Annotated in this window: 24 protein-coding genes; 8 read left to right on the forward strand and 16 right to left on the reverse strand. The window is 64.2% G+C overall.

Annotation, left to right across the window (positions count from 1 at the left end; genetic code table 11):
* Positions 1-16 precede the first annotated feature (16 nt).
* The 5 genes from LGQ03_RS11550 to argH all read right to left on the reverse strand — a co-directional run bounded on the left by LGQ03_RS11550 (position 17) and on the right by argH (position 5,958).
* Positions 17-2,599, reverse strand: coding sequence for a TIGR02302 family protein (locus LGQ03_RS11550; RefSeq protein ID WP_226748665.1), 2,583 nt, complete (start codon positions 2,597-2,599; stop codon positions 17-19).
* 58 nt (positions 2,600-2,657) lie between these two features.
* Entirely contained in the window at positions 2,658-3,923 is a 1,266-nt protein-coding gene (lysA, locus tag LGQ03_RS11555) for a diaminopimelate decarboxylase (RefSeq protein ID WP_226748528.1), read from the reverse strand.
* A gap of 112 nt (positions 3,924-4,035) precedes the next feature.
* The gene (locus tag LGQ03_RS11560) at positions 4,036-4,353 is read right to left on the reverse strand and encodes a DUF2834 domain-containing protein (protein WP_056035724.1); all 318 of its coding nucleotides are present in this window, start codon (positions 4,351-4,353) and stop codon (positions 4,036-4,038) included.
* Between the two features lie 22 nt (positions 4,354-4,375).
* Positions 4,376-4,591 carry a hypothetical protein gene (locus LGQ03_RS11565; RefSeq protein WP_226748529.1) on the reverse strand — a complete coding sequence of 72 codons (216 nt, stop codon included), beginning with the start codon at positions 4,589-4,591 and terminating at the stop codon, positions 4,376-4,378.
* Positions 4,570-5,958, reverse strand: coding sequence for an argininosuccinate lyase (argH, locus tag LGQ03_RS11570; RefSeq protein ID WP_226748530.1), 1,389 nt, complete (start codon positions 5,956-5,958; stop codon positions 4,570-4,572). Before argH ends, LGQ03_RS11565 begins: the two co-directional genes overlap by 22 nt.
* A 19-nt stretch (positions 5,959-5,977) precedes the next feature.
* Between argH and LGQ03_RS11575 the strand changes: the two genes are divergently transcribed.
* Positions 5,978-6,571, forward strand: coding sequence for a TlpA family protein disulfide reductase (locus tag LGQ03_RS11575; protein WP_226748531.1), 594 nt, complete (start codon positions 5,978-5,980; stop codon positions 6,569-6,571).
* 74 nt (positions 6,572-6,645) lie between these two features.
* On the opposite strand, the gene LGQ03_RS11580 is transcribed toward LGQ03_RS11575, so the two are convergent.
* Both LGQ03_RS11580 and LGQ03_RS11585 read right to left on the reverse strand, forming a co-directional pair.
* Positions 6,646-8,559, reverse strand: a complete 1,914-nt coding sequence (locus LGQ03_RS11580) for a cation:proton antiporter domain-containing protein (protein WP_226748532.1) — start codon at positions 8,557-8,559, stop codon at positions 6,646-6,648.
* Between the two features lie 24 nt (positions 8,560-8,583).
* On the reverse strand, positions 8,584-9,150 hold the full coding sequence (locus LGQ03_RS11585; RefSeq protein WP_090159897.1) for a YqgE/AlgH family protein: 567 nt from the start codon (positions 9,148-9,150) through the stop codon (positions 8,584-8,586).
* 106 nt (positions 9,151-9,256) lie between these two features.
* Here LGQ03_RS11585 and LGQ03_RS11590 point away from each other — a divergent pair, with 106 nt between their 5' ends.
* Positions 9,257-10,012: a protein-disulfide reductase DsbD domain-containing protein gene (locus tag LGQ03_RS11590; protein WP_226748533.1), complete on the forward strand. Its 756-nt coding sequence runs from the start codon at positions 9,257-9,259 to the stop codon at positions 10,010-10,012.
* On the opposite strand, the gene LGQ03_RS11595 is transcribed toward LGQ03_RS11590, so the two are convergent.
* The 4 genes from LGQ03_RS11595 to LGQ03_RS11610 form a co-directional block, all read right to left on the reverse strand.
* Complete coding sequence (locus LGQ03_RS11595; protein WP_226748534.1) at positions 10,009-13,398, reverse strand: efflux RND transporter permease subunit; 3,390 nt, start codon at positions 13,396-13,398, stop codon at positions 10,009-10,011. The two genes, LGQ03_RS11590 and LGQ03_RS11595, sit on opposite strands and share 4 nt — an antisense overlap.
* On the reverse strand, positions 13,398-14,849 hold the full coding sequence (locus tag LGQ03_RS11600; RefSeq protein ID WP_226748535.1) for an efflux RND transporter periplasmic adaptor subunit: 1,452 nt from the start codon (positions 14,847-14,849) through the stop codon (positions 13,398-13,400). Before LGQ03_RS11600 ends, LGQ03_RS11595 begins: the two co-directional genes overlap by 1 nt.
* An 82-nt stretch (positions 14,850-14,931) precedes the next feature.
* Positions 14,932-15,474 (reverse strand): molybdenum cofactor biosynthesis protein B, encoded by a 543-nt coding sequence (gene moaB, locus LGQ03_RS11605; protein WP_090159893.1) that lies wholly within the window; start codon positions 15,472-15,474, stop codon positions 14,932-14,934.
* On the reverse strand, positions 15,471-16,259 hold the full coding sequence (locus tag LGQ03_RS11610; protein WP_226748666.1) for a uracil-DNA glycosylase: 789 nt from the start codon (positions 16,257-16,259) through the stop codon (positions 15,471-15,473). Before LGQ03_RS11610 ends, moaB begins: the two co-directional genes overlap by 4 nt.
* Positions 16,260-16,414: 155 nt before the next feature.
* On the opposite strand from LGQ03_RS11610, the gene LGQ03_RS11615 reads away from it, so the two are divergent.
* The 5 genes from LGQ03_RS11615 (at position 16,415) to plsY (ending at position 20,146) form a co-directional block, all read left to right on the forward strand.
* Complete coding sequence (locus tag LGQ03_RS11615) at positions 16,415-17,356, forward strand: aspartate carbamoyltransferase catalytic subunit (protein WP_090159892.1); 942 nt, start codon at positions 16,415-16,417, stop codon at positions 17,354-17,356.
* A gap of 54 nt (positions 17,357-17,410) precedes the next feature.
* Entirely contained in the window at positions 17,411-17,578 is a 168-nt protein-coding gene (locus tag LGQ03_RS11620) for a hypothetical protein (protein WP_177172698.1), read from the forward strand.
* 76 nt (positions 17,579-17,654) lie between these two features.
* Entirely contained in the window at positions 17,655-18,176 is a 522-nt protein-coding gene (locus tag LGQ03_RS11625; protein ID WP_226748536.1) for a hypothetical protein, read from the forward strand.
* Positions 18,177-18,264: 88 nt separating this feature from the next.
* On the forward strand, positions 18,265-19,545 hold the full coding sequence (pyrC, locus tag LGQ03_RS11630; protein ID WP_226748537.1) for a dihydroorotase: 1,281 nt from the start codon (positions 18,265-18,267) through the stop codon (positions 19,543-19,545).
* Positions 19,538-20,146 carry a glycerol-3-phosphate 1-O-acyltransferase PlsY gene (gene plsY / locus LGQ03_RS11635; protein WP_226748538.1) on the forward strand — a complete coding sequence of 203 codons (609 nt, stop codon included), beginning with the start codon at positions 19,538-19,540 and terminating at the stop codon, positions 20,144-20,146. Before pyrC ends, plsY begins: the two co-directional genes overlap by 8 nt.
* A 45-nt stretch (positions 20,147-20,191) precedes the next feature.
* On the opposite strand, the gene LGQ03_RS11640 is transcribed toward plsY, so the two are convergent.
* The 5 genes from LGQ03_RS11640 to LGQ03_RS11660 all read right to left on the reverse strand — a co-directional run bounded on the left by LGQ03_RS11640 (position 20,192) and on the right by LGQ03_RS11660 (position 24,102).
* Positions 20,192-20,410: a hypothetical protein gene (locus LGQ03_RS11640; protein ID WP_226748539.1), complete on the reverse strand. Its 219-nt coding sequence runs from the start codon at positions 20,408-20,410 to the stop codon at positions 20,192-20,194.
* 101 nt (positions 20,411-20,511) lie between these two features.
* Complete coding sequence (locus tag LGQ03_RS11645) at positions 20,512-21,882, reverse strand: glutamate--cysteine ligase (protein ID WP_226748540.1); 1,371 nt, start codon at positions 21,880-21,882, stop codon at positions 20,512-20,514.
* A gap of 58 nt (positions 21,883-21,940) precedes the next feature.
* On the reverse strand, positions 21,941-22,456 hold the full coding sequence (locus LGQ03_RS11650) for a hypothetical protein (RefSeq protein WP_226748541.1): 516 nt from the start codon (positions 22,454-22,456) through the stop codon (positions 21,941-21,943).
* Entirely contained in the window at positions 22,440-23,273 is an 834-nt protein-coding gene (locus tag LGQ03_RS11655; protein ID WP_226748667.1) for a GNAT family N-acetyltransferase, read from the reverse strand. The genes LGQ03_RS11650 and LGQ03_RS11655 overlap by 17 nt, the downstream gene beginning before the upstream one ends.
* Positions 23,274-23,385: 112 nt before the next feature.
* The gene (locus tag LGQ03_RS11660) at positions 23,386-24,102 is read right to left on the reverse strand and encodes a 16S rRNA (uracil(1498)-N(3))-methyltransferase (RefSeq protein ID WP_226748542.1); all 717 of its coding nucleotides are present in this window, start codon (positions 24,100-24,102) and stop codon (positions 23,386-23,388) included.
* Between the two features lie 12 nt (positions 24,103-24,114).
* Here LGQ03_RS11660 and ubiA point away from each other — a divergent pair, with 12 nt between their 5' ends.
* Positions 24,115-25,074, forward strand: coding sequence for a 4-hydroxybenzoate octaprenyltransferase (ubiA, locus tag LGQ03_RS11665; RefSeq protein WP_226748543.1), 960 nt, complete (start codon positions 24,115-24,117; stop codon positions 25,072-25,074).
* Positions 25,075-25,115 lie beyond the last annotated feature (41 nt).

Below are 25,115 nucleotides of genomic sequence, written 5' to 3' on the forward strand. Positions count from 1 at the left end.
CCCCCGGTCCGCCGGATCAGAACCGGTCGAGAAGCCGGTTCAGGTAATCGCGTTCGACCTGAGGTCTGTTCTGTTCGCCTGACCGGCGGCGCAATTCGTCCAGCAATTCCTCGGCGCGGCGGTAGGTGTCTTCTCCCTGCAACATGTTTTCATCGCTGCCGAACTGACCCGAATTCCCCAGCTGACGGCCCAGCGGATCACGGCGCGAAGGTTGCACCTGACCATTCGTCTCTCCTTGCGCCTGACCTTGACCGGGTTCTTGCTGTTCGTTCTGCGCCAGCGCCTCGCCCAGCGCCTGCATGCCGCCGCGCAGTGCGTCCAGCGCCTCGGCCTGCTGGTCGATGGCCCGGCCCAGATCACCGTCGCGCAGGGCCTGTTCGGCCCCGTCCATCGCACCTTCGGCACGGTCCAACTGCTGTGCGGCACGGTCGCCCGCATCGCCGGGCAGGCCCGGCAACTGACCACGCTGGCGGTTCAATTCGTCGCGCAGCGCCTGCTGCCGTTGTGCAAGGCTCTCGCCGCCCTGACCACCCTGGCCTTGCTGGTTCTGCGCCTGACCCTGCCCTTGCTGGTTGCCGGGTTCGTTGCCCTGTCCTTGTTGCTGACCCTGCCCCTGTTGCTGACCTTGGCCTTGTTGCTGGCCCTGCCCCTGCTGCTGGCCTTCTTGCCCTTGCTGGCCTTGCTGACCCTGCTCTTGCAAATCACGGAACGCGTCGTCGGACAGCTCTTGCTGTTCGCGCAAGGTATCCGCCAGATCCTGCATCGACTGCTGACCGGGCGTGCGCGGACCATCGCCCTGCCCCTCGCCTTGGGTAATGCGCATGTTTTCCAGCATCTGGTTCAGCTGTTCCATCAGCGCCTGCGCCTCGGCCATCCGGCCTTCCTGCATCAGCTCTTCGATACGATCCATCATCGCCTGTAGCTGATCCTGGCTCATTTCCTGTGAATTCTGGGCCATATCAGGCTGGTCCGTGCCGCTTTCGCCCGGTTCCATCTGGTCGGCCAGCATCTGCATGTAATCGCGGGTGGCCTCGCGCAATTCGTTCATCAGTTCGGCGATTTCCTCGTCAGAGGCACCGTTGCGCATCGCCTCTTCCAGCCGTTCCTGCGCGCGGCGCAGACGCTCGCGAGCGTCGGCCAGCGTGCCTTCTTCCAGCTGGATCGCAAGTTCCCACAGCGCCGTGGTCAGTTCCAGCTCCTGATCCTCGGTCAGACCCTCGGTGTTGTAACTCTCCAGATTGCGGACGATCTGGCGCAGACGCAGGTAGGTGGTCTGATTGGTGAACAGATCCTCGGGCGTATAGCTGATCGCACGCAGCACCTGCGCGATGCGCCGCCCGTTGCCATGGCTCCACATCAGGTCGCGGCGCTGTTCGATTACGGCCCGCGCCACCGGCTGGAAAAACCGCCGCCCCGGCAGCGTCATCGGCACCGTTTCGCTACTGCCGTCCTGTCCTGCGGCATCCGTCACCGTCAGCGTCATGGTGACCGGCAGATTGGCCAGCGGATGTTCCGACAGGTTTTCGATCAGCACCTCTTCAAAATCAGCGCGATCGCCGCTGAACGGCATCGGCAGGTCAATGACCAGCGGATCAATCGGATCAGGGTCCACCGCCAGCCCGTAACGGCGGTCCACTGCGTCCAAATCCAGCGCGATGGTCACGAACCCGGTCTCGACACCGTAATCGTCCGTCGCGGCAAAGGGTTGCTGCAGCTCGCCCATCGCGTCGGAATCGATTTCGCCATTGAACGATACGCTGGGGGCCGCATCCGCCTGTGCGGTCACATCCCAGGCCGCGCCTCGTTCACCGCTGATCGCAAGCCGGCCCGATTGCGTCACGACAAAGCGTTGTTCGGGGTCAGAGGCGGGCGCGATATCAGTCGTGCGCCCGGACACGGTTTCATCCACCGTCAATGCGCCGACCTCGCCGTAGAGGCGCAGGGTGATTTCGGATCCCGCCGGAACACGCAACGGGCCCGGCGGAATATCGTTCAGATACAATGTCGGACGCCCGGTATAGGCGGGGGGCGTGACCCAGCCTTCCCAGACGGGACCGGTGGCAAGGGTCTGTGTGCCGCCTTGTGCGATTTCGGAGACCGACCCGACCCGCAGGACCGACCCGAACATCAGGGCACAGACGAAAAACAGCAGCGCGATGAACCGCAGACCATAGGGGTCGCGGTCGCTGACCCGCAGGTCCGGTTGTACGGCACGGGCATTTTCAGATGCGCGGCGCATCCGCGCGACATGGGCCTGCCAGACGGCTTCTGATGCGGCATCGCCGGTGCCGATGGCCTGCGTGTCGCGCACTGCGGCAATGGGTCGCCCCGGCAGGCTGGCATCCAGACGGGCCACGGCGTCGGATTCGGTCGGCCATGTAAACCGGCGGATACCCCAGACAAGGGCGATGCCAATCCCCAGCACGGCCAGCACCGACAGCCCCCAGAATGCCTCCAGCGTCAGGCGGTCCTGCCACCCGAACATCAGGGGCGCGAGGATGACGAAACACATGCTCCACAAGGGCCAAAAGGCCCGCGTCGCCCGTTCGGCGAGCAACCCCAGACGCGTCAGCAAGACGGGTCGTTTCAGATGCGGCAGGTCGTTGTGCGTGCGGCTCAGCTTCCCTCTCCTCGGACGGGGTGACGGGCTGCTGTCGCTACAGCCACGCAGGAATGGTATCGCGCGCAATCATTTCGTCAAAGGTGGGACGTGCGCGAATAACCGCAAATTGATCGCGCTGGACCAGAACCTCGGGGATCATGGGGCGCGAATTGTATTCGCTGCTCATGACTGCGCCATAGGCACCGGCAGACCGGAACGCGACCAGATCACCTGGACCAACCTGCGCCATCTGACGTCCCTTGGCAAATGTGTCGCCGCTTTCGCAGATCGGACCAACCACGTCATAGGTAGCGCGATCAGCCGCCACCGCAGGTTCGATCACCGGGACAATGTCGTGGTGCGCGTCATACATCGCAGGACGGATCAGATCGTTCATCGCGGCATCGATGATCAGGAACTGACGGTCGGCCCCCTCCTTGACATAGATGACCTCGCTGACCAGCAGGCCTGCGTTCCCGGAAATGAGGCGGCCTGGCTCGATCTCGATCTCGCAACCCAGATGGCCGACGCTGTCCTTGATCAGCTGACCATAGTCACTCGGCAGCGGCGGGTTCGCGTTGCCGGTCGAATAGGGGATGCCCAGACCGCCCCCCAGATCCAGTCTGCGGATGTCATGACCGTCCGCGCGCAGCACCTCGGTCAGTTCAGCGACCTTGGCATAGGCAGCGCGGAACGGTTCCAGATCGGTCAGTTGGCTGCCGATGTGGACGTCGATGCCGATCACCTCGATCCCCGACAAAGATGCCGCAAGCGCATAGACCTCGCGCGCACGCGCAATCGGAATACCGAACTTGTTTTCGGATTTGCCGGTCGCGATCTTGGCGTGCGTCTTGGCGTCCACATCCGGATTCACCCGGATCGTGATCGGTGCGACCTTGCCCATCGCCGTGGCGACCTCGCTCAGCGTTTCCATCTCGGGCTCGCTCTCGACGTTGAACTGGCGAATGCCGCCGTCCAGCGCGGTGCGCATCTCGGTGCGTGTCTTGCCCACGCCAGAGAACACGATGCGGTCGCTGGGAATGCCTGCCGCACGGGCCCGGCGGTATTCTCCTTCGGACACGACATCCATGCCGGCCCCGGCCTCGCCCAGCAGATGGATCACCGCCTGATTTGACAGCGATTTCATGGCAAAGCAGACGAGGTGGTCCATGCCCGCCAGCGCATCATCGAACAACTGGAAGTGCCGCAGCAACGTGGCGCTGGAATAGACGTAGAACGGCGTGCCGACAGCCGCCGCGATATCGCGCAGCGGCACATCCTCGGCAAAGAGTTCGCCATTCTTGTAATTGAAATGATCCACCACAGACTCCCGCGCCAAACGACGCGGCCCTCATACCACGGCGGACGCGCTGCGCAATGGGACGGCGGGCGGGGCCCCTTTGCGCCGCAGGCGCGAACAGCGCCGGACGGCGTCAGCGGATCGGTTTGGCGCGCAAGAACAGATAGAGCGGCAAACCGCAGCTGACACCAATGCAGAACGTCGCCGGGATCGCCAGCAGCGCCACCCAGTTGCGCCGCACAGCGACCTCGGCCAGCACCCAGATCGTCAGGGTCACGGCCGCAATCGTCAGATCCCAGGTCAGGCCCGTCGTGGCATCGTTCACATACCAGGCGTCGATCATCGCCCCCAGCGACCAGCCCTCGGCCCGGAACCAGGACACGAACCAATACATCGGATGCACGGCCCCCCACACGGCGAGTGCGGCCCAGACCCAGCGCAGCGGTGACATGTCCTTCATGATGCAGACCCTCCTAGTGTGACAAGGTGGCGGGGATCCCCGCTGCCCCCAAACGTAGACCGCCCGGCCCCAAGGTCACGCGCCCCACGCCGTCCGCCAGCACCACCGGCGGTGCTGCGACCACAGGCCCGTCGCCTGCGGTCTGCGCCGCCTGCGGCGCGACCGGGTCGCCCTGCACACCGCAGCCCATCAGCGCCAGCGCCGCAATCAGCCCAAATGCTTTTGCCATTGCGCAATCGCCTCTCTGACACGCACGGGTGAGGTGCCCCCAAAACTTGTGCGCGACGCGACAGAGTTTTCGACCCCCAGCACGTCGAACACGTCCTGACGGATACCGTCGTGCACGGATTGCATCTGCGCAAGCGTCAGGTCAGGCAGATCGCAGCCCGCGTCCTCTGCCATGGCGACCAGCGATCCGGTGACGTGGTGCGCCTCGCGGAACGGCAGGCCCAACTCGCGTACCAACCAGTCGGCCAGGTCCGTCGCCGTGCTGAATCCTGTCGCTGCAGCCGCGCGCAGGGATTCGCGATTGGCCGTCATGTCAGCGACCATCCCCGCCATCGCGGCGAGTGCCAGCATCAGGTTGTCGGCGGCGTCGAATACCTGCTCCTTGTCCTCTTGCATATCCTTGGAATAGGTCAGCGGCAGGCCCTTCATCACCGTCATCAGCGCGACATTCGCCCCGAAAATCCGACCGATCTTGGCCCGGATCAGCTCTGCGGCATCGGGATTACGCTTTTGCGGCATGATGCTGGACCCGGTGGACCACTTGTCCGACATCTTGACGAACCGGAACTGCGCAGACGACCAGATCACCAATTCCTCTGCCAGACGGCTGAGGTGCATCGCGCAGATGCTGGCCGCCGACAAAAATTCCAGCGCGAAATCGCGGTCCGACACGGCATCCAGACTGTTCGCCATCGGCCCGTCAAAACCCAGCGCCGCGGCGGTCATCTCACGATCGATCGGGAAGGACGTGCCTGCCAGTGCGGCTGCCCCCAGCGGCGACAGGTTCATCCGCTTGCGCGCATCCGCAAACCGGGAACGATCACGGCCCAGCATTTCCACATAGGCCAGCATATGGTGGCCCCAGGTCACGGGCTGTGCGACCTGCAGGTGGGTAAACCCCGGCATGACCCAATCGGCCCCGGCCTCGGCCTGACCCAACAACGCCTTTTGCACGGCGGCCAGCGCCGCATCTGCGGCGTCGCATTGGTCACGCACCCACAGGCGGAAATCGACAGCCACCTGATCGTTGCGCGACCGTGCCGTGTGCAGACGGCCCGCCGCCTCGCCCACGATCTCTTTCAGCCGCGCCTCCACATTCATGTGGATATCCTCAAGGGCTGCGGAAAACGGAAACGTTCCACCCTCAATTTCTGACAAGACCGTCAGCAGCCCTTTGCGAATTTCCTCCGCATCGCTATTTGTGATGATGCCGGTCGCGGCCAGCATCGCCGCATGCGCGCGGCTGCCCGCGATATCCTGTTGCGCCAAGCGACGGTCAAAGCCGATAGAGGCATTGATCGCCTCCATGATCGCATCGGGTCCGGCGGCAAAGCGGCCGCCCCACATGGTGTTCGCGTGATCGGTCATAACAAAAAGGAGCCGCCCTTTGGCTTTGAAAACATCAACGCTGATCTATACGGGCGCTGCCTGCCTTGCAATCGCAGTGCTGACCGTCGGCTCCGGCGTTCTGACACCCGCCCCCACACCCTCGCCGGTGGATACCCTCGCACTTCAGGACCTCGCAGACGGCGACATGCGCAAACTGACATGGTCCGGCCCCGTCCCGCTGCCCGATGTCACCTTCGTGTCCGAGGACGGCACACAGGCCAGCCTGACGGATTATGCAGGCAAACCGGTCGTGTTGAATTTCTGGGCCACCTGGTGCGCGCCCTGCCGGGTGGAAATGCCGCATCTGTCCGCCCTGCAGACGGCGCTGGGTGATGAGGCCGCGGTTCTGACAGTCGCGACCGGGCGCAACGACCCCGCAGGCATCGACCGGTTTTTCACTGAAATCGGCGTGACCAATCTGCCAAAGGCGACGGACGCCAATCAATCCATGGCCCGCGCCTTTGGCGTGCTGGGCCTGCCGGCCACGATCATCGTGGACGCGCAGGGGCAGGAAATCGCCCGCCTGCTGGGCGAGGCCGACTGGTCCAGCGACAGCGCGCAAAACATCGTCCGCGCCCTCGCTGGCGACTGAACACCGCGCGCCCGCATCATCTTGCCGGAAATACTCCCGCCGGAGGCTCCCGCACTGACCAGCCTGTGCTGCGTTTATTCGTCGCGCGGTTGCAGCGCCATGCCCGTGGTGCGCACGATCTCGTCCACATCGTCACCCCGCGCCGCCATGCGTGATTTCAACTGACCGAAACTCGCCCCGCCCTCGGCAAAGATCTGATCCTGCAACGCGCGCAATGCGCGGGTCTTTTCCACATATTCCGTTGCCATCGGGTTGCCCTCGACCTGCTGGAATACCGGGGCCATCGCGATCAACAGCGCGCGGTCGTCGTCGACATAGCCGCTGGTCATGCGATCAGCGGTTTCAGGCGCTGTTCCCATCGCAACCAGCGCCGACCGCCCCGTGCGCACGGCGCTGTCGAACGTCTCGCGGATGATGTCACGGCATCCGGCAGCATATAATTCATAGACATGATGCCGGTCTCGCGCCCGGGCAACGATATGCACATGAGGATAGTTCTCGTGGACATGCGCCACGATCCGGGTGGCACTGTCGCGGTCGTCGATAGCCACCACCAGCATCCTTGCGTCACGGATGCCGGCGGCCTCCAGCATCTCGGGGCGGCTGGCATCACCGAAATAGGCCCGCATCCCGAAGACGCGCAGCATGTCCAGTTGCCGCGCGCTGTAGTCGATGACGACCGGATGGATGCCGCCGCCCTCGAGGATGCGTTTGACCACACCACCGAACCGCCCGTGGCCTGCAATGATGACCTGCGGGGCCTCGTCCACGGTATCCGCCGCGCGCAGGTCCTGATCCGCGCGCGGCAGGATCACACGTTCGTACAGGATGAACAGCGCGGGCGTCAGCAGCATCGACAGGGTGACCACCAACAAGAGCGTGTCCGCGATGTCCTGCGGCAGAATCCGGCCAGCGGTGACGAATGACAGCAGCACGAACCCGAATTCGCCCGCCTGCGCCAATCCCAGCGCAAACAGCCAGCGGTCCGTGCGTTCCAGACGGAACGCCAGCGCCAGCACCCAAAGCACGGCACCTTTCAACAGCAGCAACCCCAGCGTCAGTGCAATCACCACCACCGCCTGATCCGCCAGCAATGCAAAGTTGATGCCAGCGCCCACGGTCATGAAAAACAGCCCCAGCAACAGGCCCCGAAACGGGTCGATATCGGCTTCCAGCTCGTGACGCCAATCGCTGCCCGCCAGCACCACACCAGCGATGAAGGTGCCCAGCGCAGGCGACAGCCCGACCAGCGTCATCAGCAGCGCGATCCCCACGACCATCATCAGGGCCGCGGCGACGAACAATTCGCGCAGGTCCGCCTTGGCGATGAACCGGAATACCGGGCCGGTCAGGGTATAGCCCACCACGATCACCGCGATCACCGCCAGCGCGTTGACCAATGCCGTCTGCCAGCCCGACAGCTCCGCGACGAGGCTCAGATCATGGGTCGCATCGGCTGCCTGCTCTGCCCCGATCCCCGTGGCCAGCAAGGGCAGCAGCGCCAGCATAGGGATCACCGCAATGTCCTGCATCAGCAGCACCGAAAACATCGACTGGCCGCCGTCGCTGCGCATCAGGCCCTTTTCGTTCAGCGTTTGCAGTACGATGGCGGTGGATGACAACGCCAGCACCGCACCGATGGCCAGACCAACCTGCCAGGTTTGTCCCAATGCCATCGCGGCCCCGGTCACGGCCAGCATGGTCAGCACCACCTGCCCGCCGCCCAGCCCCAGCAGACGCGCGCGCATGTCCCACAGCTTGGCCGGGTCAAGTTCGAGCCCGACCAGAAACAGCATCATCACGATCCCGAATTCGGCAAAATGCTGGATCGATTCCACATCGACGGCCATCAACCCAAGCAACGGGCTGATGAGCACCCCGGCGATCAGATAGCCCAGCACGGACCCCAGCCCGAACCGCGTCGCGATCGGAACCGAGGCAACCCCCGCCACAAGAAAAACAAAGGCGAGCATCAGCACATCGGTCATCGGTGGTTCCTTGGGCTTGGGGTCTCAGGCATGACCGCCCGCAGCCGACAGCAGCAGCGGGTCGATGCCAATCGCCCTGAGCGCACCCGTCCATTTGTGTTCATGCGCCCGACCGAACAGCAGTTGCGGCGTGGCCTCACCGGTCAACCAGGCGTTCTGCGTGATTTCGGATTCCAGCTGCCCCGGCGACCAACCCGCGTAACCCAGCGCCATCAGACAAGAGGTCGGACCCTGACCCTGGGCAAGTGCTTCCAGCACGTCGCGGGTGCCTGTCATGCAGACGTCATCGGTCACTGGCACCGTGTTGTCACCGCTGCGGTATGCCCCGTCATGCAGGACGAATCCGCGCTGTTTTTCCACCGGCCCGCCGAAATGCACCGCCATGTCCCGCGCATCGGCGCTTGTTGGAATCGACATCTGTTCCAGCAGGGCCTTGAGGCGCAGTTGCGGAATAGGCTTGTTCACGATCAACCCCATGGCCCCCTCGTCAGAGTGGTCGCAGATATAGATCACGGACCCCGAAAACCGGGGGTCGCCCATGTCGGGCATCGCGATCAGCAACTTGCCGCACAGATTGTCAAAGACGTCCATTTGCCGATGATGCGCCCCCGCCCGCAACTGTGCAAGACGGTCACGGTTGAGAGAGGTCTTCTTTCATGCCTTTTCCATGACACATGGTCCGGGGCATTGATGTGGCATGAAAACATTGTCCGCCCTCGCGCTGTCCGTCTGCCTGTCCGCATTGTCCGCACAGGCGCAACCCGTCGATGTCGAACTGTCGGTCCTGCCAGGCCATGCCACCGCACAGGGCACCCGCATGACGGCCCTGCGCGTGACGCTGCCTGCGGGATGGAAAACCTATTGGCGGGCACCCGGCGACGCCGGCATTCCGCCGCTTTTGTCGCTCCAGGACACGCCGGATGCGCAACTGCACTGGCCGACGCCGATCGTGTTCCACCAGAACGGGATGCGGTCGGTCGGTTATTCCGAAAACCTCGTCCTGCCGATCGAGGTGCCTGCCGGAACCGACCATCTGACCGGATCGCTGGACATCGGCGTATGCCTCGATATCTGCGTGCCGATCAGCCTGCGTTTTGATGCACCACTTGGCCCTGCCGGTGCGCCGACACCCGCGATCATCGCGGCCCTGCTGGACCAGCCGCAACCCGGTGGCCATGCCACCTGCCGACTGACCCAAGCCGATGACGGGCTGATCCTGACCGCGACATTGCATCTGCCGCCCACCGGCACCCAAGAGGCCGTCGTGATCGAAACGGCCGATCCACAGGTCTGGGTGTCGGAACCACAAGTGATGCGTGCAGGCGACAGTCTGACGGCAACGGCACGGCTGGTGCGCGACGGTCAGGCCTTTGCACTGGATCGCAGCAAACTGCGGTTCACCGTTCTGGGGTCGGATCGTGCCGTTGACGTGACAGGTTGCACGGCAGGCTAGACCCTGCGCCGCAGCCCCGCGGCAATCAGCCCGACCGCATAGACCGCCAGCAGTGCGACAGCCAGCAGCACGAGGTATGCGCCCAGCGCCGCACCAAGGTTGCCCAAGGCAGGCAGAAATGCCGTCACCGCGGCCCATCCCTGACCAAACAGCAGCAACGGGGCGACCAAGGCCGCAAACAGCCCAAGCGCCAGCAGTGCGCCCAGCCCCACGGGCAACCACATCGCCATACGCCGCCCGCGCAACGCACGGCGTGCGGCCATGATCTGTCGGTTGAAATCGGCCTGCATCGCCATCAGCGACGGCACCACGATCAGCACCAGCACCATGCCGAACCCCAGACCATAGACCAGCGTGACCACGGTGGGTTTCAGGAATTCGGCCTGAACCGATCCCTCGTACAGCAGGGGCGACAGACCCAGCACCGTTGTCAGGGTGGTCAGCAATACGGGACGCAGCCGGTTGACCGTACCATCGATGATCGCAGGCACCAGCCCGCGGTCCTGTGCGTATTCGTCAATCGTCGTCACCAGCACGATGGAATCGTTGATGATGATGCCCACCATCCCGATCATGCCGATCACGGTAAACAGGCTCATCGGGATGCCCCACGCATTGTGCCCGTAGATCGTCCCGATCAGACCGAATGGAATGATCGCCATCACGACCAGCGGCCGCGTCCAGCTACCGAAAATCCAGGCAAGGCTCAGGAAAATTCCAGCCAGCACGAGGATCAGCGCGTTGCGCGCATCATTGAGGAAATCAGCCTCTTGCTGTGACAGACCCGACAACTGCGTTTCGATGCCGAAACGTTCCTCGATGTCGGGCAGGATCGTGTCGTTGATGATCTGGTTGATCTCGGCCGCGCGGTCGGGGTTGTCGTCAGACAGGTCGCCGACGACAGACAACAGCGGGATGCCGTTTTCGCGCTGTACGGTCGAAAATCCCGTGCGACTGGTCACGCTGACCACATCCGCCAGCGGCACGTAGTCGCCGGTGTCGGTCCGCACCAGCGTCCGTTCCAGGAAATCGGCCTCCAGCTCACCCTCTGGCAGTTCCACGCGAATGGTGGCTGACCGGGTTCCGTCTGGAAAGCTGGCCGCCTCGATCCCGCCCAGCCGGTCGCGCAGCGTGCGACCAAGGGCGTCGATGTTCAGACCCAGCGCCTGCCCCTGCGCGGTCAGTTCCAGCGACAGTTCTTCCTTGTCATAAGGCAACGTATCCTCAAGCCCGCTGATTTCGGCGAATTGCGCCAGTTCGGATTTCAGCGCCTCTGCCGCCTGTTTCAGCGTGATCGCATCGGCCCCGAACATCTGCACATCCAGACTGTCACCGCCCGGGCCGCCCCCCCAGCGGCGGAAACTGACGGTTTCGGCCAGCGGATGCTGCACGACCTCATCCTGCAGGCGCGTCACGAAATCAGAAGAGCTGTAGGGCCGCAGGTCCGCGTCGATCAGGGTGACGCTGACCGCACCCAGCTGATCGGGGTCCTTTTCATCGGCCCCCGAAATGCCCCGGCCCGCGTTGCCACCGATTTCGGACACCACATAGGTCGTGGCATAGACGCCGGTTTCCTGTTCGAACGCCTGCGATGTCGCATCCACGGCGCGCTGCATCTCGCGCATCATTTCCAGCGTGTCGGACCGGGTCGCACCGGGCAGCATCGCAAAATTGCCCGTCACCTCACCCTGTTCGGGTGACGAAAAGAACTGCCAGCGCACATCGCCCTGAATGAACAGCGTCACCTGCGTCGCAAGGATCAGCACGATCCCGGCGAACACGGGATAACGCGCCCGGATCACCAGCGCCATGAACGGCCGGAACAGACGCTCGCTGAACCAACGGAATCCGCGATTCACGAAACGCGACGGCGCATCATACCAGGCCTGCCCGTTATTCGGGCCGATCGAATGGCTCAGGTGATGCGGCAGGATCAGGAAACATTCGACTAGGGACGCCAGCAGAACGACAATCACCGTGAACGGAATATCCGCGATCAGGTCACCGAAACGCCCCCCGACCACCACGAGCCCGAAAAACGCAATCACCGTCGTCAAGGTTGCGGAAAAGACCGGACTGAACATGCGCCGGGCTGCGTTTTCGGCCGCGACCTTGGGCGATTCGCCCAGCTCGCGCGCGCGATAATCGGCGTGTTCACCCACAACGATGGCATCGTCCACGACGATGCCCAGCGTCAGGATCAGCGCAAACAGACTGATCATGTTGATGGTGACCCCGGTCAGATACATCAAACCGATGGCTGCCAGCATGGCGGCAGGAATGCCCATCGCCACCCAAAAGGCCGTGCGCGCATTCAAGAACAGGAACAAGAGGATGACGACCAGCGCCAGCCCCATCAGACCGTTTTCGAACAGCAGATTGAGACGTCCCGTGATCTGTTCGGCCCGGCCGTTCACCAGATCGATCGTCGTCCCGGCGGGCAGGGTTGCGGCCAGTTCCGCCGCGACCTCTTCGACGCTTTCCTGCAATCCGATGGCGTCCCCGGCGGCAGAGCGGACGACGCTGATCAGCACCGCAGGATTTTCACCGACGAAATAGGCCCGGCTTCGGTCAGCGCCTTCGACCCTGACGGTCGCCACGTCGCCCACCGTCAGCGACGACCCGTCAGGATTGGACCGCAGCGCAATGTCGGAGATTTCATCGGCGGTCCGTTTGGCGACGCCAGTGCGCACGCGGGCAGAGCCCGACACATCGCCCGCAGGGCTGCCGGTCGCCTCTTCGTTGATGCGCGCGGCGATATCGGCAAGCCCGATATCGTATTCGATCAGGCTGATCTGCGGCACCTCGACGATGGTCGAAGGTGCGGCGATCCCGCGCACGGTGGCTTGCGTCACGCCCTCTTCGAACAGACGGATGACCATTTCGTCGGCAAAACGCCCCAGCTGATCGACGCTGACAGGCCCGGTGATGACGACATCGGTCACGCGGTCCGACCAGCCGCCTCGGCGTATCTCGGGATCATCGGCGTCCTCTGGCAGGTTGGTCGCGGTATCGATCGCCGCCTGCACATCCTCGGCCGCGCGGTCGATATCCGTGCCCGGCATGAATTCCAGTTCGATCCGGGCGCGACCCTCGCTGGAAGAGGATTCAGAGGCCTCGACCCCCTCGACCGCCAATAGCGCGGGGCCAAGCACCTGCACGATACCCTCGTCCACGGCCTCGGCACCCGCACCGTCCCATGTCACCGTGACATCGATGCCGCCGGCCACGACATCGGGGAAATACTGCGCGCGCATGTTCGGCCAGGCCAGCAGGCCCGCCCCGATCATCACGAACAGCAGCAGGTTGGCGATGGTCCGATGCCGCACGAAATAGGACAGGATACCGCCTGCCCCGGCCGCCAGCCTGTCGCCCCCCGCAGCCATCAGCTGCCCATCCGGCGTTCGAGGTTCGCCACCGTTTCGGCGTCGACCTCTGGGGCGTCCAGCTGCGCAAGGATACGGGTCTTCACCGCGTCGGGCATCTGGCTGGTTTCAACATAATCCTTGAGACGCGCGCGCCGATCGTCATCCAGTGCGATCGGCGGATCAGGTTCGGGCATCGTGCCATCGGGCGACAGCGGCCGCACACCGATACCCGCCCCCAGCAAGGGCGATCGTTCGGACACGATCCGCGCACCGTCCAGCCCCGCTGCGGCGATGATGACATCATCCCCTTGACGACGCAGAATTTCGGTTTGCGCGCTATCCAACCGGTCTTCGCCATTGACCACCAGAACGGTGCCATCGGCGGCCACCGCCGTCGCTGGCACGAGCGCCACATCCGTCAGTTCCGGCTCGGTCACGCTGACCGTGACAAAATCGCCGGGACGAAACGCCCGGCCCGCGTCCAGTGCCGCGAACAGCAGGCGGCCCGTCTGACCTTCGCCGACCGCGCCGCCCACACGGTCCACCTGACCGCGCGCTGTGACGGGCGTGCCTTGCGCATCCAGCGTCACCTGCACGGGCAAACCCGTCACGCGACCGGTTTCGTCCAGCAGGCGCGTGTATTGATCGGTCGACACGCGAAAGGACACATCCAGCAAATCAGGATCCAGCAACGTCGCCACCTGTTCGTTCGCCGTCACCCGCGCGCCCGGCGTGATCGTCACATCCGCCAGAACACCCGCAAAGGGTGCAGTCACCGTCGTATCCACCAGCGTCCGTTCGGCCTCGGCAAGGTCAATCTCGGCCCGATCCAGCGCGGTCCGAGAGGCATCGATGCGCGCTTCGGCGTTGGCCAGCGCCTGCCTGCGGGTCAAAACCGTGCTCTGTGCGCTGGATAATGCGAGGTCGGCCTCTTCAACAGCTTGCTGTGTGCCGATCCCCCGCGTGGCCAGATCGCGCGCGCGGTCCAGCGCCGTCTGGCGCAAAGCAACCTGACGCTCGGCCGCGACCAATTCATCCTGTGCCAATGTCAGGCCCCGATCCGCGTCGCGCACCTCGGCCTCGGCGTCGCGCAATCCGGCGGCAACCCGGTCGCGGGCCGCCTGTGCCGTCGCCGGGTCGATCCGCATCAAAACGTCGCCAGCGGCAACCCGGCCACCATCGACCAGAGCATCGGAAACCTCCAGCACGGTGCCCCCGGCGGCGGCCCGCACCTGCAGGCTGCGCCTGCTGCGCAATTCGCCAAAGGTCCGCAGTTCCGGCGCGATGGTGCCTGCGGTCACCTGCGTGACGTTCACGGCAAAGACACGTTCGCGCTGGGGAAAACTGCGCGGCTCTTCGTTCATGCGTGCAACGATGGCGCCCCGCACCGTGTTGCCGGCCACCACGAGCAGGGCGAGGGTTGCCGCCAGCAGGAACAGACCCGTCAGACTCCGCCTCAGAAAACGCATGCACTATCCCTCTGCTACAGTGTTCAAACTTAGACCAGTTTGACCCCAAGGCCAGCGACATGACGTCACAAGGCCGTGCTGATCACTTGCGCCGTTGATGTTCGTCCAACCGAGGCATGATTTCCACGAAATTGCAGGGCCGGTGACGGTAATCCAGCTGTTTGCACAGAATTTCATCCCAGGCATCGCGGCACGCACCGGGCGAGCCGGGCAAGGCGAACAGATAGGTGCCCTGCGCCACGCCCCCAGTGGCGCGCGACTGCACGGCCGATGTTCCGATCTTGGCCATGCTGACATGGGTGAACACCGTGCCAAAGGCGTCGATTTCCTTTTCATAGACGTCGCGATGTGCCTCGACCGTGACATCGCGCCCGGTCAGGCCGGTTCCCCCGGTGGAAATGATGACATCAATACCCGCATCGGCGCACCAGTCGCGCAACTGATCTGCAATCGCGGCCCGGTCATCCCGCAGGATGGTCCGTGCAACCAACATGTGCCCCGCTTGGGTCAGTCTCTCCACCAATGTATCCCCGGACCGATCATCCTGCGGACGGCGCGTGTCGCTGACGGTCAGCACGGCAATCCGAACGGGAATGAAATCGCGGGTTTCGTCGATGCGGCTCATGCAGGGTCCTTCAGTCTGGATTTCAGCGCAAGCAGATCGGCCCATGCTTCACGCTTGGCGATCGTGTTGCGCAACAGATAGGCGGGGTGGAACATGGGCAAGGCCGGACGACCCAGCACCTCGGCCCAGGCCCCGCGCAAACGCGTAATCCCCTGCCGCCCCAGCAGCGCACCGCATGGCGTATTGCCCATCAGCACGATCAGGTCAGGGTTCGCCAGCGCGATATGCCGTTCCAGGAACGGCACCATCATCGCGACATCTTCAGCCCCCGGCGTGGCATTGCCCGGCGGCCGCCACGGCAGCACGTTGGTGATATAGACAGCGCGGTCTGCATCCGTGGCCCCGCGATCCAGTCCAATCGCCGCCAGCATCCGGTCCAGAAGCTGGCCCGCCTCACCGACAAAGGGCCGCCCCTCGCGGTCCTCGTGCCGTCCCGGTGCCTCGCCGACAATCATCACCCGTGCACCCGCATGTCCGTCCGCAAAGACAAAATTGCGCGCGCCCCGCTTCAGCTCGCACAACTCGAACGCCTGTTGCGCTGCGGCCAGCGCCGGCAGATCGGCTGCGGCCTCTGCCGCATCGCGCGCCAGCGCAACGGGGTCCAGATCCGCGACCCTTGCCACCGGTGGTGGCCCCTTGGGTGCCGGTGCGGGCTGGCGCTTGGGTTGTTTCACCTCCAGCGCATAGCGGTCGACCGGCACGTCGCCTACGGCATCTACAGCCCCCAGCTCGACCTGCCAATCCAGCAGCGCCAGATCCGACCAATATGTATCCACCGATTCCATCCGCGCGATCATAGGCCGCCTGCCGCCGAATGGGCAGACCCCCAGCAAGGGCAATCGCTGTTTTCGAAATATCCCGGGGGAGTCCGGCACGGACGGGGGCTGGCCCCCCTGCCCGGCCCGCACTATAACGCCGCCATCACACCCGGAGGATCCCGATGACATTCCGCGCCCGTCACCTGCTTGGCATCGAACACCTTCACCCGACCGAGATCACGACGCTGCTCGACCTTGCCGACACCTACGCCGAGGCGAACCGCGCCGGCACCGCGCCGCGCGACAGGCTGGCGGGTCTGACCCAGATCAACATGTTCTTTGAAAACTCGACCCGCACGCAGGCCAGTTTCGAGATGGCCGGAAAAAAGCTGGGCGCCGACGTGATGAACATGTCGATGCAGACCTCCAGCGTCAAAAAGGGCGAAACCCTGATCGACACGGCCCTGACCCTGAACGCCATGCATCCCGACCTGCTGGTGGTGCGCCACCCGTCATCCGGTGCTGTGGACCTGCTGGCGCAAAAGGTGAATTGCGCCGTTCTGAACGCCGGTGACGGACGGCATGAACATCCCACGCAGGCGCTGCTGGACGCGTTGACGATCCGCAGGGCCAAGGGACGGCTGCACCGTTTGTCCATCGCGATCTGCGGCGATATCGCGCACAGCCGCGTCGCCCGGTCCAACATCATGCTGCTGGGCAAGATGGAAAACCGAATCCGCCTGATTGCCCCGCCCACGCTGATGCCCACGGGCATCGCTGATTTCGGGGCCGAGGTGTTCACCGACATGCGCAAGGGCCTGGAGGGGGTCGACGTGGTGATGATGCTCCGCCTGCAAAAAGAACGGATGGACGGTGGCTTTATTCCGTCCGAACGCGAATATTTCCACCGCTACGGGCTGGATGCGGAAAAACTGAGCCATGCCAAACCCGATGCCATCGTCATGCACCCCGGCCCGATGAACCGTGGTGTGGAAATCGACGGCACGATTGCCGACGACATCAACCGCAGCGTGATCCAGACGCAGGTGGAAATGGGCGTCGCCGTGCGCATGGCCGCGATGGACCTGCTGGCGCAGAACCTGCGCGCCGCACGGGCTGCCTGACGCACAGGGCTGGCCACCGGGGGCCCAAGCGTCTAGCCTGCCCCCATGAAACATGTGCCAAAACAAACCACCGATGATGCTTTGATCCAGGAATTCCTGAACAAGGGCGGCAAGGTCAGCAAGGGTAAAACCAAACCGCTGCCCGCCGAACTGGGCCTGAGCAACAACACCTGGAACAACAAACCCACGCGCGAGGAACGCGCGGCCCGCGACAAAAAATAATGTCGCGCCACGCCAAAGGCGGAACCGGGGCCGCCCCCTGCGGTTAGCCCTCGACCACCGCAACATGCAGGCAGCCATGACACTGACAATTCCCGACGACGACCACGGCCAGATTCGCATCTTCGCGGTCACTCCGCCTGCCGACCCCGCCCTGCTGGAGGCGGACCCGGCCGCCATTGCCAAGGCACTTGGAACGGATGCGCTGAACCTCGATTTCGTGGACGTCGTCGATACCCGCAACCTGGCGGGGCTGTCGCTGCTGGACTACCTCCATCAGGGCTACGACGTGCCGTCCGATCTGGCCGATGACGCGGCGCTGCGCGATATATCAGGTCCGGTCATTCTGGTGATGTCACGCGCATCATGGGGACAAAAGGTCACACTCGTTCCTGCACCCGGCGTCCGCCATGTCACGACCTTGGGTGAGCCCGCACGCTTGCGCCCGCCCGTATCGCCGATTGCCAGCGCCGGTGCCACGGGTGCGATCCCACCGGGCAAGGGTCCGCCGTCCAACGCCGCCATGTCAGGCCGTGTTGCGACGCTGGCGCTGCTGGTGCTGTTCGCGCTGGTGGGGGTGATGATCTGGGTCGCCAGCTGACGGCCAGGCCCATCTGCGGACACGAGCAAAGATTGACCCTATCCATCCCGGTCCCTAAACCTGCGACGAACAGACAGGACCGGCCCGCATGACCCTGACCCATTTCACCAACGCAACGCTGATCGATCCTGTCGCCCTGACAGAGGAAACCGGCAGCCTGACAATTCGTGACGGGCTGATCATCGCCATCGACGGTGCCGCCCCCAAGGACGCGCAGGTCATCGACGCAGGCGGTGCCTGTCTGGCACCCGGCATCATCGACATCGGCGTCAAGGTTTCGGAACCGGGCGAACGTCACAAGGAATCCTTTCGCTCTGCCGGGCGGGCCGCAGCGGCCGGTGGTGTCACCACGATCGTCACCCGCCCCGACACCCTGCCCGCCATCGACACGCCGGAAACACTGGAATTCGTCGCACGTCGCGCTGCCGCTGACGCGCAGGTCCACGTCCTGCCCATGGCGGCCCTGACCAAGGGCCGCATGGGCCAGGAAATGACCGAAATCGGCCTGCTGCTGGACGGTGGTGCGGTTGCGTTTTCCGACTGCGACCGTGTCGTCACGAATACCAAGGTCTATGCCCGCGCCCTGACCTATGCGGCCAGCCTCGATGCGCTTGTCGTCGGTCACGTGCAGGATCCGGTGCTGTCGGACGGGGCCTCTGTCACCGCGGGCAAATTCGCCTCGCTGCGGGGATTGTCCGGCGTGTCACCCATGGCCGAACGCATGGCGCTGGACCGCGATATCGCATTGCTGGAAATGACGGGCGCGAAATACCACGCCGACCAGATCACCACCGCCCGCGCGCTGCCCGCGCTGGAACGGGCCAAACGCAACGGTCTGGACATCACGGCAGGCGTCAGCATCCACCACCTGACGCTGAACGAACTCGACGTGGCCGACTACCGGACGTTCTTCAAACTCAAACCACCCCTGCGGTCCGAGGACGATCGCCGCGCCGTGATTGCTGCGGTGGCCGAGGGACTGATCGACATCATCAGTTCCATGCACACCCCACAGGACGAGGAATCCAAACGCCTACCGTTCGAGGACGCCGCATCCGGTGCCGTCGGTCTGGAAACCCTGCTGCCCGCCGCCCTGCGGCTGGTGCACGAGGATCAGATCAGCCTGCCGCGCCTGTTCCGCGCCATGTCGTTGAACCCTGCGCGCCGTCTGGGACTGGACGCAGGCCGGTTGCGCATCGGCGCACCCGCTGACCTGATCCTGTTCGACCCACATATGCCGTTCCAGCTGGACCGCAGCACGCTGCTGTCGAAATCGAAAAACACACCCTTTGACGGCGCGCGCCTACAGGGCCGTGTGCTGGGCACATGGGTCGACGGCACCCGCATATTCGGAGACGTCGATGCCTGAATTCGTCAGTCCAACCGGCGTTCTGATCCTCTGGGCCGTGATCGGCTATCTGCTGGGGTCGATCCCCACTGGCGTGATCGCCGCCCGCCTGATGGGTCTGGGCAACCTGCGCGACATCGGGTCCGGCAATATCGGGGCCACCAACGTGTTGCGCACCGGCAATAAAAAGGCCGCCGCGATCACCCTGATCGGTGACGCACTCAAAGGCGTCGTGGCCGTGATTCTCGCGCGCGCGTTCGCAGGTCCCGACGCCGTGCAGCTGGCTGCGCTGATGGCCTTTGTCGGGCATTGCTATCCCGTCTGGTTGGGCTTCAAGGGCGGCAAGGGTGTCGCAACCTTTCTCGGCCTGATCCTCATCCTTGCGCCCATCGCGGGCCTGATCGCCTGCGCCGTCTGGGCTGGCACCGCCAAATTGGCCAAGATTTCATCCCTCGCAGCCCTCGTCGCAGCAGCCGTCACACCACTGGTTTTGCTGGTTCTGGGTGCCGGACAGTTCTTTGCCCTCGCCTTTGTGCTGGCGGCGCTGATTTTCTGGCGGCACCGCGCGAACATCGCGCGCCTGCGCGACGGTACCGAACCGCGGATCGGATCAAAGGGCTAAATCACGCCCAGCCCTGCCCGAATACCCTGCGCCACACGCGTGCCCCTATCGCCGCAAGAAGACGCGCAACAGCATCAACGGCCAGCCAAAGAGGCTGCGCAACGGCAAAACCCGCAGCGCGATCGCCAGCGGCAACACCAGCGCAAGTCCGACCAAGGCACCGCCCGCCGCCGCGATCCCGGCCCCCGGCGGCAAGCCGATGAACACCGGCCCCGCGAGGATGACCGGAAACGTCGCGCGTCTGATGAATGAGCCAAAGATCATGCACCGACCCTGACATAAAAAACGGCGCCGAACATCTGCCCGACGCCGCTGACTTTGGTTTTCAGACGCGCTGTGTCAGCCGCGCCATGCGCGAAATTGCGTCAATATGCGTAGGCGCTGTAAATCGGGTCCAGCTTTTCGTTCCACGGCCCGTGGTATTGCGCCAACAGTTCGTCAGCAGGAACCATGCCGGTTTCCACACTGTCCTTGAGAGCATTCAGGAAATGGGTCTCGTCCGGGATCAACCCGCCGCTGCCTGGACGTGCGCGCGCCCTCAGGCCCGCCTCTGCAATCGCCACACATTCGCGCGCAAGGCTGTGCATGTCGATCCCGTCAACCTTTGCCTGCAACCCGTCGACAGATGCGGCAACCCGCAGCGCCTCGCGCTGTTCAGCGGTCCAGTCCTTGCACAGGTCCCACGCGGCATCGAGCGCCGTCTGGTCATACATCAGGCCAACCCAAAACGCAGGAAGGGCACACAGGCGTCGCCAAGGGCCGCCGTCCGCGCCGCGCATCTCGATGAATTGCTTGACCCGCGCCTCGGGAAACACGGTTGTCAAATGGTCTGCCCAGTCGGACAACAACGGCTTTTCCCCCGGCAACGCAGGCAGTTCGCCGCGCAGAAAATCGCGGAACGACTGGCCCAGCGCGTCGATATATTTGCCGTCGCGGTAGACGAAATACATCGGTACATCCAGCACCCACTGCACCCAGGCCTCGAACCCGAAACCGTCGTCAAAGATGAATGGCAGTGTGCCCGTGCGGCTATCGTCCAGCCCACGCCAGACCCGGCTGCGCCAGGATTTGTGACCGTTCGGCTGCCCCTCGAAGAACGGCGAATTGGCAAACAGTGCCGTCGCAACCGGCTGAAGCGCCACAGCCGTGCGCATCTTCTGCACCATGTCGGCCTCGGTGCTGAAATCGAGGTTCACCTGCACGGTGCAGGTCCGCCGCATCATCTGTTTGCCGTGGGTGCCGACCTTGTCCATATAGGCGTCCATCAGCTTGTAACGGCCCTTGGGCATCAGCGGCATCTGGTCGTGCGTCCATTCCGGTGCCGCGCCAAGCCCGATGAACCCCGCTCCGATCTCGTCCGCGATTTCCTTGACCTGCGCCAGATGGTCGTTCACCTCGTCACAGGTCTGGTGGATCGTCTCCAGCGGTGCGCCCGACAGTTCCAGCTGCCCGCCGGGTTCAAGCGAGATGTTCGCGCCATCCTTGGTCAATCCGATGATGTGACCACCCTCTTCGACACGGTCCCAGCCAAAACGCCCCTCAAGGCCCTCCAGCATCGCCTTGATCCCGCAGTCCCCGTCGTAGGGCAGCGGCATATGCGTCGCGGTGTCATAGCCAAATTTCTCGTGCTCGGTCCCGATCCGCCAGGCGTCCTTGGGCTTGCAGCCCTTTTCCAGCATCTCGGCGAGTTGATCGTGGTTTTCGATGGGCCCGCCACCGGATTGAGGAATAGACATGTCGGGCGCCTTCGCTTGGAACAATTTGGTCACTAATTGGAGTGACCCACACCCTTCGTCAATGCAAGAGAGGACGGCGCGCCTGCCAAACAACAACACGCGCATCCGGTGTGCGTGCCAGCACATCCAGCATCGCCTGCGTTTTGATCCCCGGCAGGGCGGCAAAGACGTCGAACAACTGCTCTGACCCATCCGCATTCACGGGGATTTCAAGCCGCTGTCCACCTGCGCCCGTCAGGATCCAGTGCGGGGCCGGCAATGCCTGCGGCTCAAGTTCCAGCCGTATCAGGTCAGCCACATCCATGGCCCCACCGGTCAGTGGCCCCATGTAGACCAAACGCCCCTCGTCCAGTGCGACAATGCCGGGCCCCTGCCCGTCCTGACGAAAACGCGCACGCTGCACGCCCGCCACGGCCAGCGCCGCCCCGATCAGAACCAATGCCCAACCCAACCAGCGGACCACACCGAAACTCTGCGCCCACCACAGCCCCAAAAGAGCGAGCCCCAGTGCCAGAAACACTTCACGCCAGCGCCAGAGCGCAGCACGGGCCTGCGGCCTAATGAACTGTGCCATGGCCCAGCCCTCCACGTTGCGGCCCGTCAAACAATGACAGGGTCCAATCCCCGACGGCTGTAAATCCAATGCTCCGGTAGGCCCGCGCGGCAGCAGGACCAGAGGCAAACAGCGTCGCCCGTTTCAGTCCCCGGTCACGCAGGCGGGCAAGGTCCATCGCCACGGCGCGCCGCGCATGGCCCCGGCCGCGCAGCGCTGGCGGCACATAGACGCCACCGACCTGCACCATGTCCGCGACTTGGGCGTTCACGTCGGTCAATGCGACAGGTGCATCATCCACACACAGCACATGGTGCGACCGTGCCGCGATATACGTGTTGATGCTGATCTCGGCCTGTGCCTGCGCACGGACCGGGTCAACGTTCAGGGCCTCGACGGTGTAGGCCGCGATCCACCCCGTCAATCGCGTCTGATCCACATCCGCCAACGGCACAATCTGACTCGGTCCCGGCGGTACGACCATCGCCGCGAGGTCCAGCAAGAATTGTGGCTCATCCCGGTCAAGCGTCGCAGCAACGCCCGTTAGACCCGCCGCCGCCAGCAGCGCGCGCGCCACCCGTCGTTCGCCGATCACACCGACCAGATCACGATCCACGATGGCTGCCGCCATCCCTGGTGCCGCCGCAGGGTCGCCAAAGGGCAATACCATGCCTGACCGCGTCACACCGACCACGGATGCCCCGTCCCACCACAGCGACATCGCCAGATCATCCACACCGTCCAGTCCGAGTCGCTCGAGGTTGGACAGCGGAAACATCGCCAGATGCGCGCGCGCAGCCATGACGCCAGTGACCGCCCCAACCGCATCGGGCGTCACGCGGCGCAAGGTGCCACCTCGCTATTCTTCTGGTCAAAAATATCCCCGGGGGAGGTGCACCGCACCGGGGGCAGCGCCCCCACCCGAATTTTCGCGAAAATTCGGGTATCCCTCATGTCCAGTCGCCCAGCGTCGATTGCCACAGCGTCAGGGCCGCGACTGCCGCGGTATCGGCCCGCAGGATACGCGGGCCGAGGCTTATGGCATGGGCCTGTGACATCGCCCGCAGCAGGTCCCGTTCACGCGCGGAAAAACCACCCTCAGGTCCGATAAAGATCGCCCAGGCCCCAGCGGTCAGCGACGTCAGGTCCAGCGCCTCACCGACCAGCTCTTCATCACAGAACAAAATCTGCCTGTCACCCCACCCGCCCAGAAGCGTGTCCAGTTTCACCTGATCATCGACGGGCGGCACAAACAGACCGCCGCATTGCTCTGCGGCCTCGACCGCATGGGACTGCAATTTGTCCGCGCGCATGCGTTCGTTCGTGAAATCGGTCTGTACCGGCACCAGCCGCGCCACCCCCAGTTCGACCGCTTTCTCGACCATGAAATCGGTGCGCGCCTTCTTGATCGGGGCGAAAACCAGCCACAGGTCCGGCGGCAGTCGCATCGCCTGTGTCTGCTCCAGACAGGTCAGCACGCCGCCGCGCTTGTTGCCCTGGGACACCTGCGCATCCCATTCCCCATCGCGCCCGTTGATCAGGCTCAGCACGGCACCCGGTTCCAGTCGCATGACCGCGAACAGGTAATTGGCCTGCGCGCGGTCCAGCGGGACCGGTTGCCCTTTGGACAGGGGGTGATCTACATACAGTCGAACTTTGGACGCCATAGGTGGATACATATGACCCAGCCGTCGACAACGCCAGAGGCTGACGCCGTCGCCGATTCTGCTGGCAACTGGGTCGATACCCGCGCACCACAGGCGTGGCGTCCCTACCTGCGGCTGTCACGTTTCGACCGCCCCATCGGGACATGGCTGCTGCTGCTGCCCTGCTGGTGGGCCATTCTTCTCGCCAGCCTCTACACCGACAGTTTCACGCGGTTCGATGTCTGGCTGCTCATCGCCAGCGCCATCGGTGCGGCGCTGATGCGCGGTGCGGGCTGCACCTGGAACGACATCACCGACCGCCATATCGACGGCAGCGTGGCGCGCACGCGGTCACGGCCGATCCCGTCGGGGCAGGTATCGGTCAAGGGCGCGCTGGCCTGGATGATCGCACAGGCGCTGGTGTCATTCGCCATCCTGCTGACGTTTCCACCGATCGCCATTCTCGTGGGGCTGGCGTCACTGGTGCCGGTCGCCATCTACCCCTTTGCCAAGCGTTTCACCTGGTGGCCGCAGGTGTTCCTCGGCCTCGCGTTCAACTGGGGCGCGCTGCTGCTGTGGACGGCGCATGCGGGCGCACTGCATTGGCCGGCCGTGGTGCTCTATGTCGCGGGGATAGCATGGACCCTGTTCTACGACACGATCTATGCCCACCAGGACGCCGAGGACGACGCCCTGATCGGGGTGAAATCCACCGCCCGCCTGTTCGGCGACCGCACCCCCGCGTGGTTGCGCGGTTTTCTGGTCGCAACCGTGATCGGCGTGCTGTTCGCAACCCTGGGCGCTGTGGCGCAGCAATCGTTCCTCGTTCTGGTCGTGGCCATCGGCGGTCCCTGGGCCATGGGCTGGCATCTGGCCTGGCAACTGGCCCGGTTCGATGCGTCAAACGACGCGGTGCTGCTGCGTCTGTTCCGATCGAACCGGGACGCCGGCCTGCTGCCCTTGCCGTTTTTCGCCGTCGCGCTTCTGCTTTGATTGCGCCCATGACAGTCAGCGCCTAAACCCGTCGATACGAC

The organism is Loktanella gaetbuli (assembly GCF_020531945.1).
Lineage (GTDB): Bacteria > Pseudomonadota > Alphaproteobacteria > Rhodobacterales > Rhodobacteraceae > Loktanella > Loktanella gaetbuli.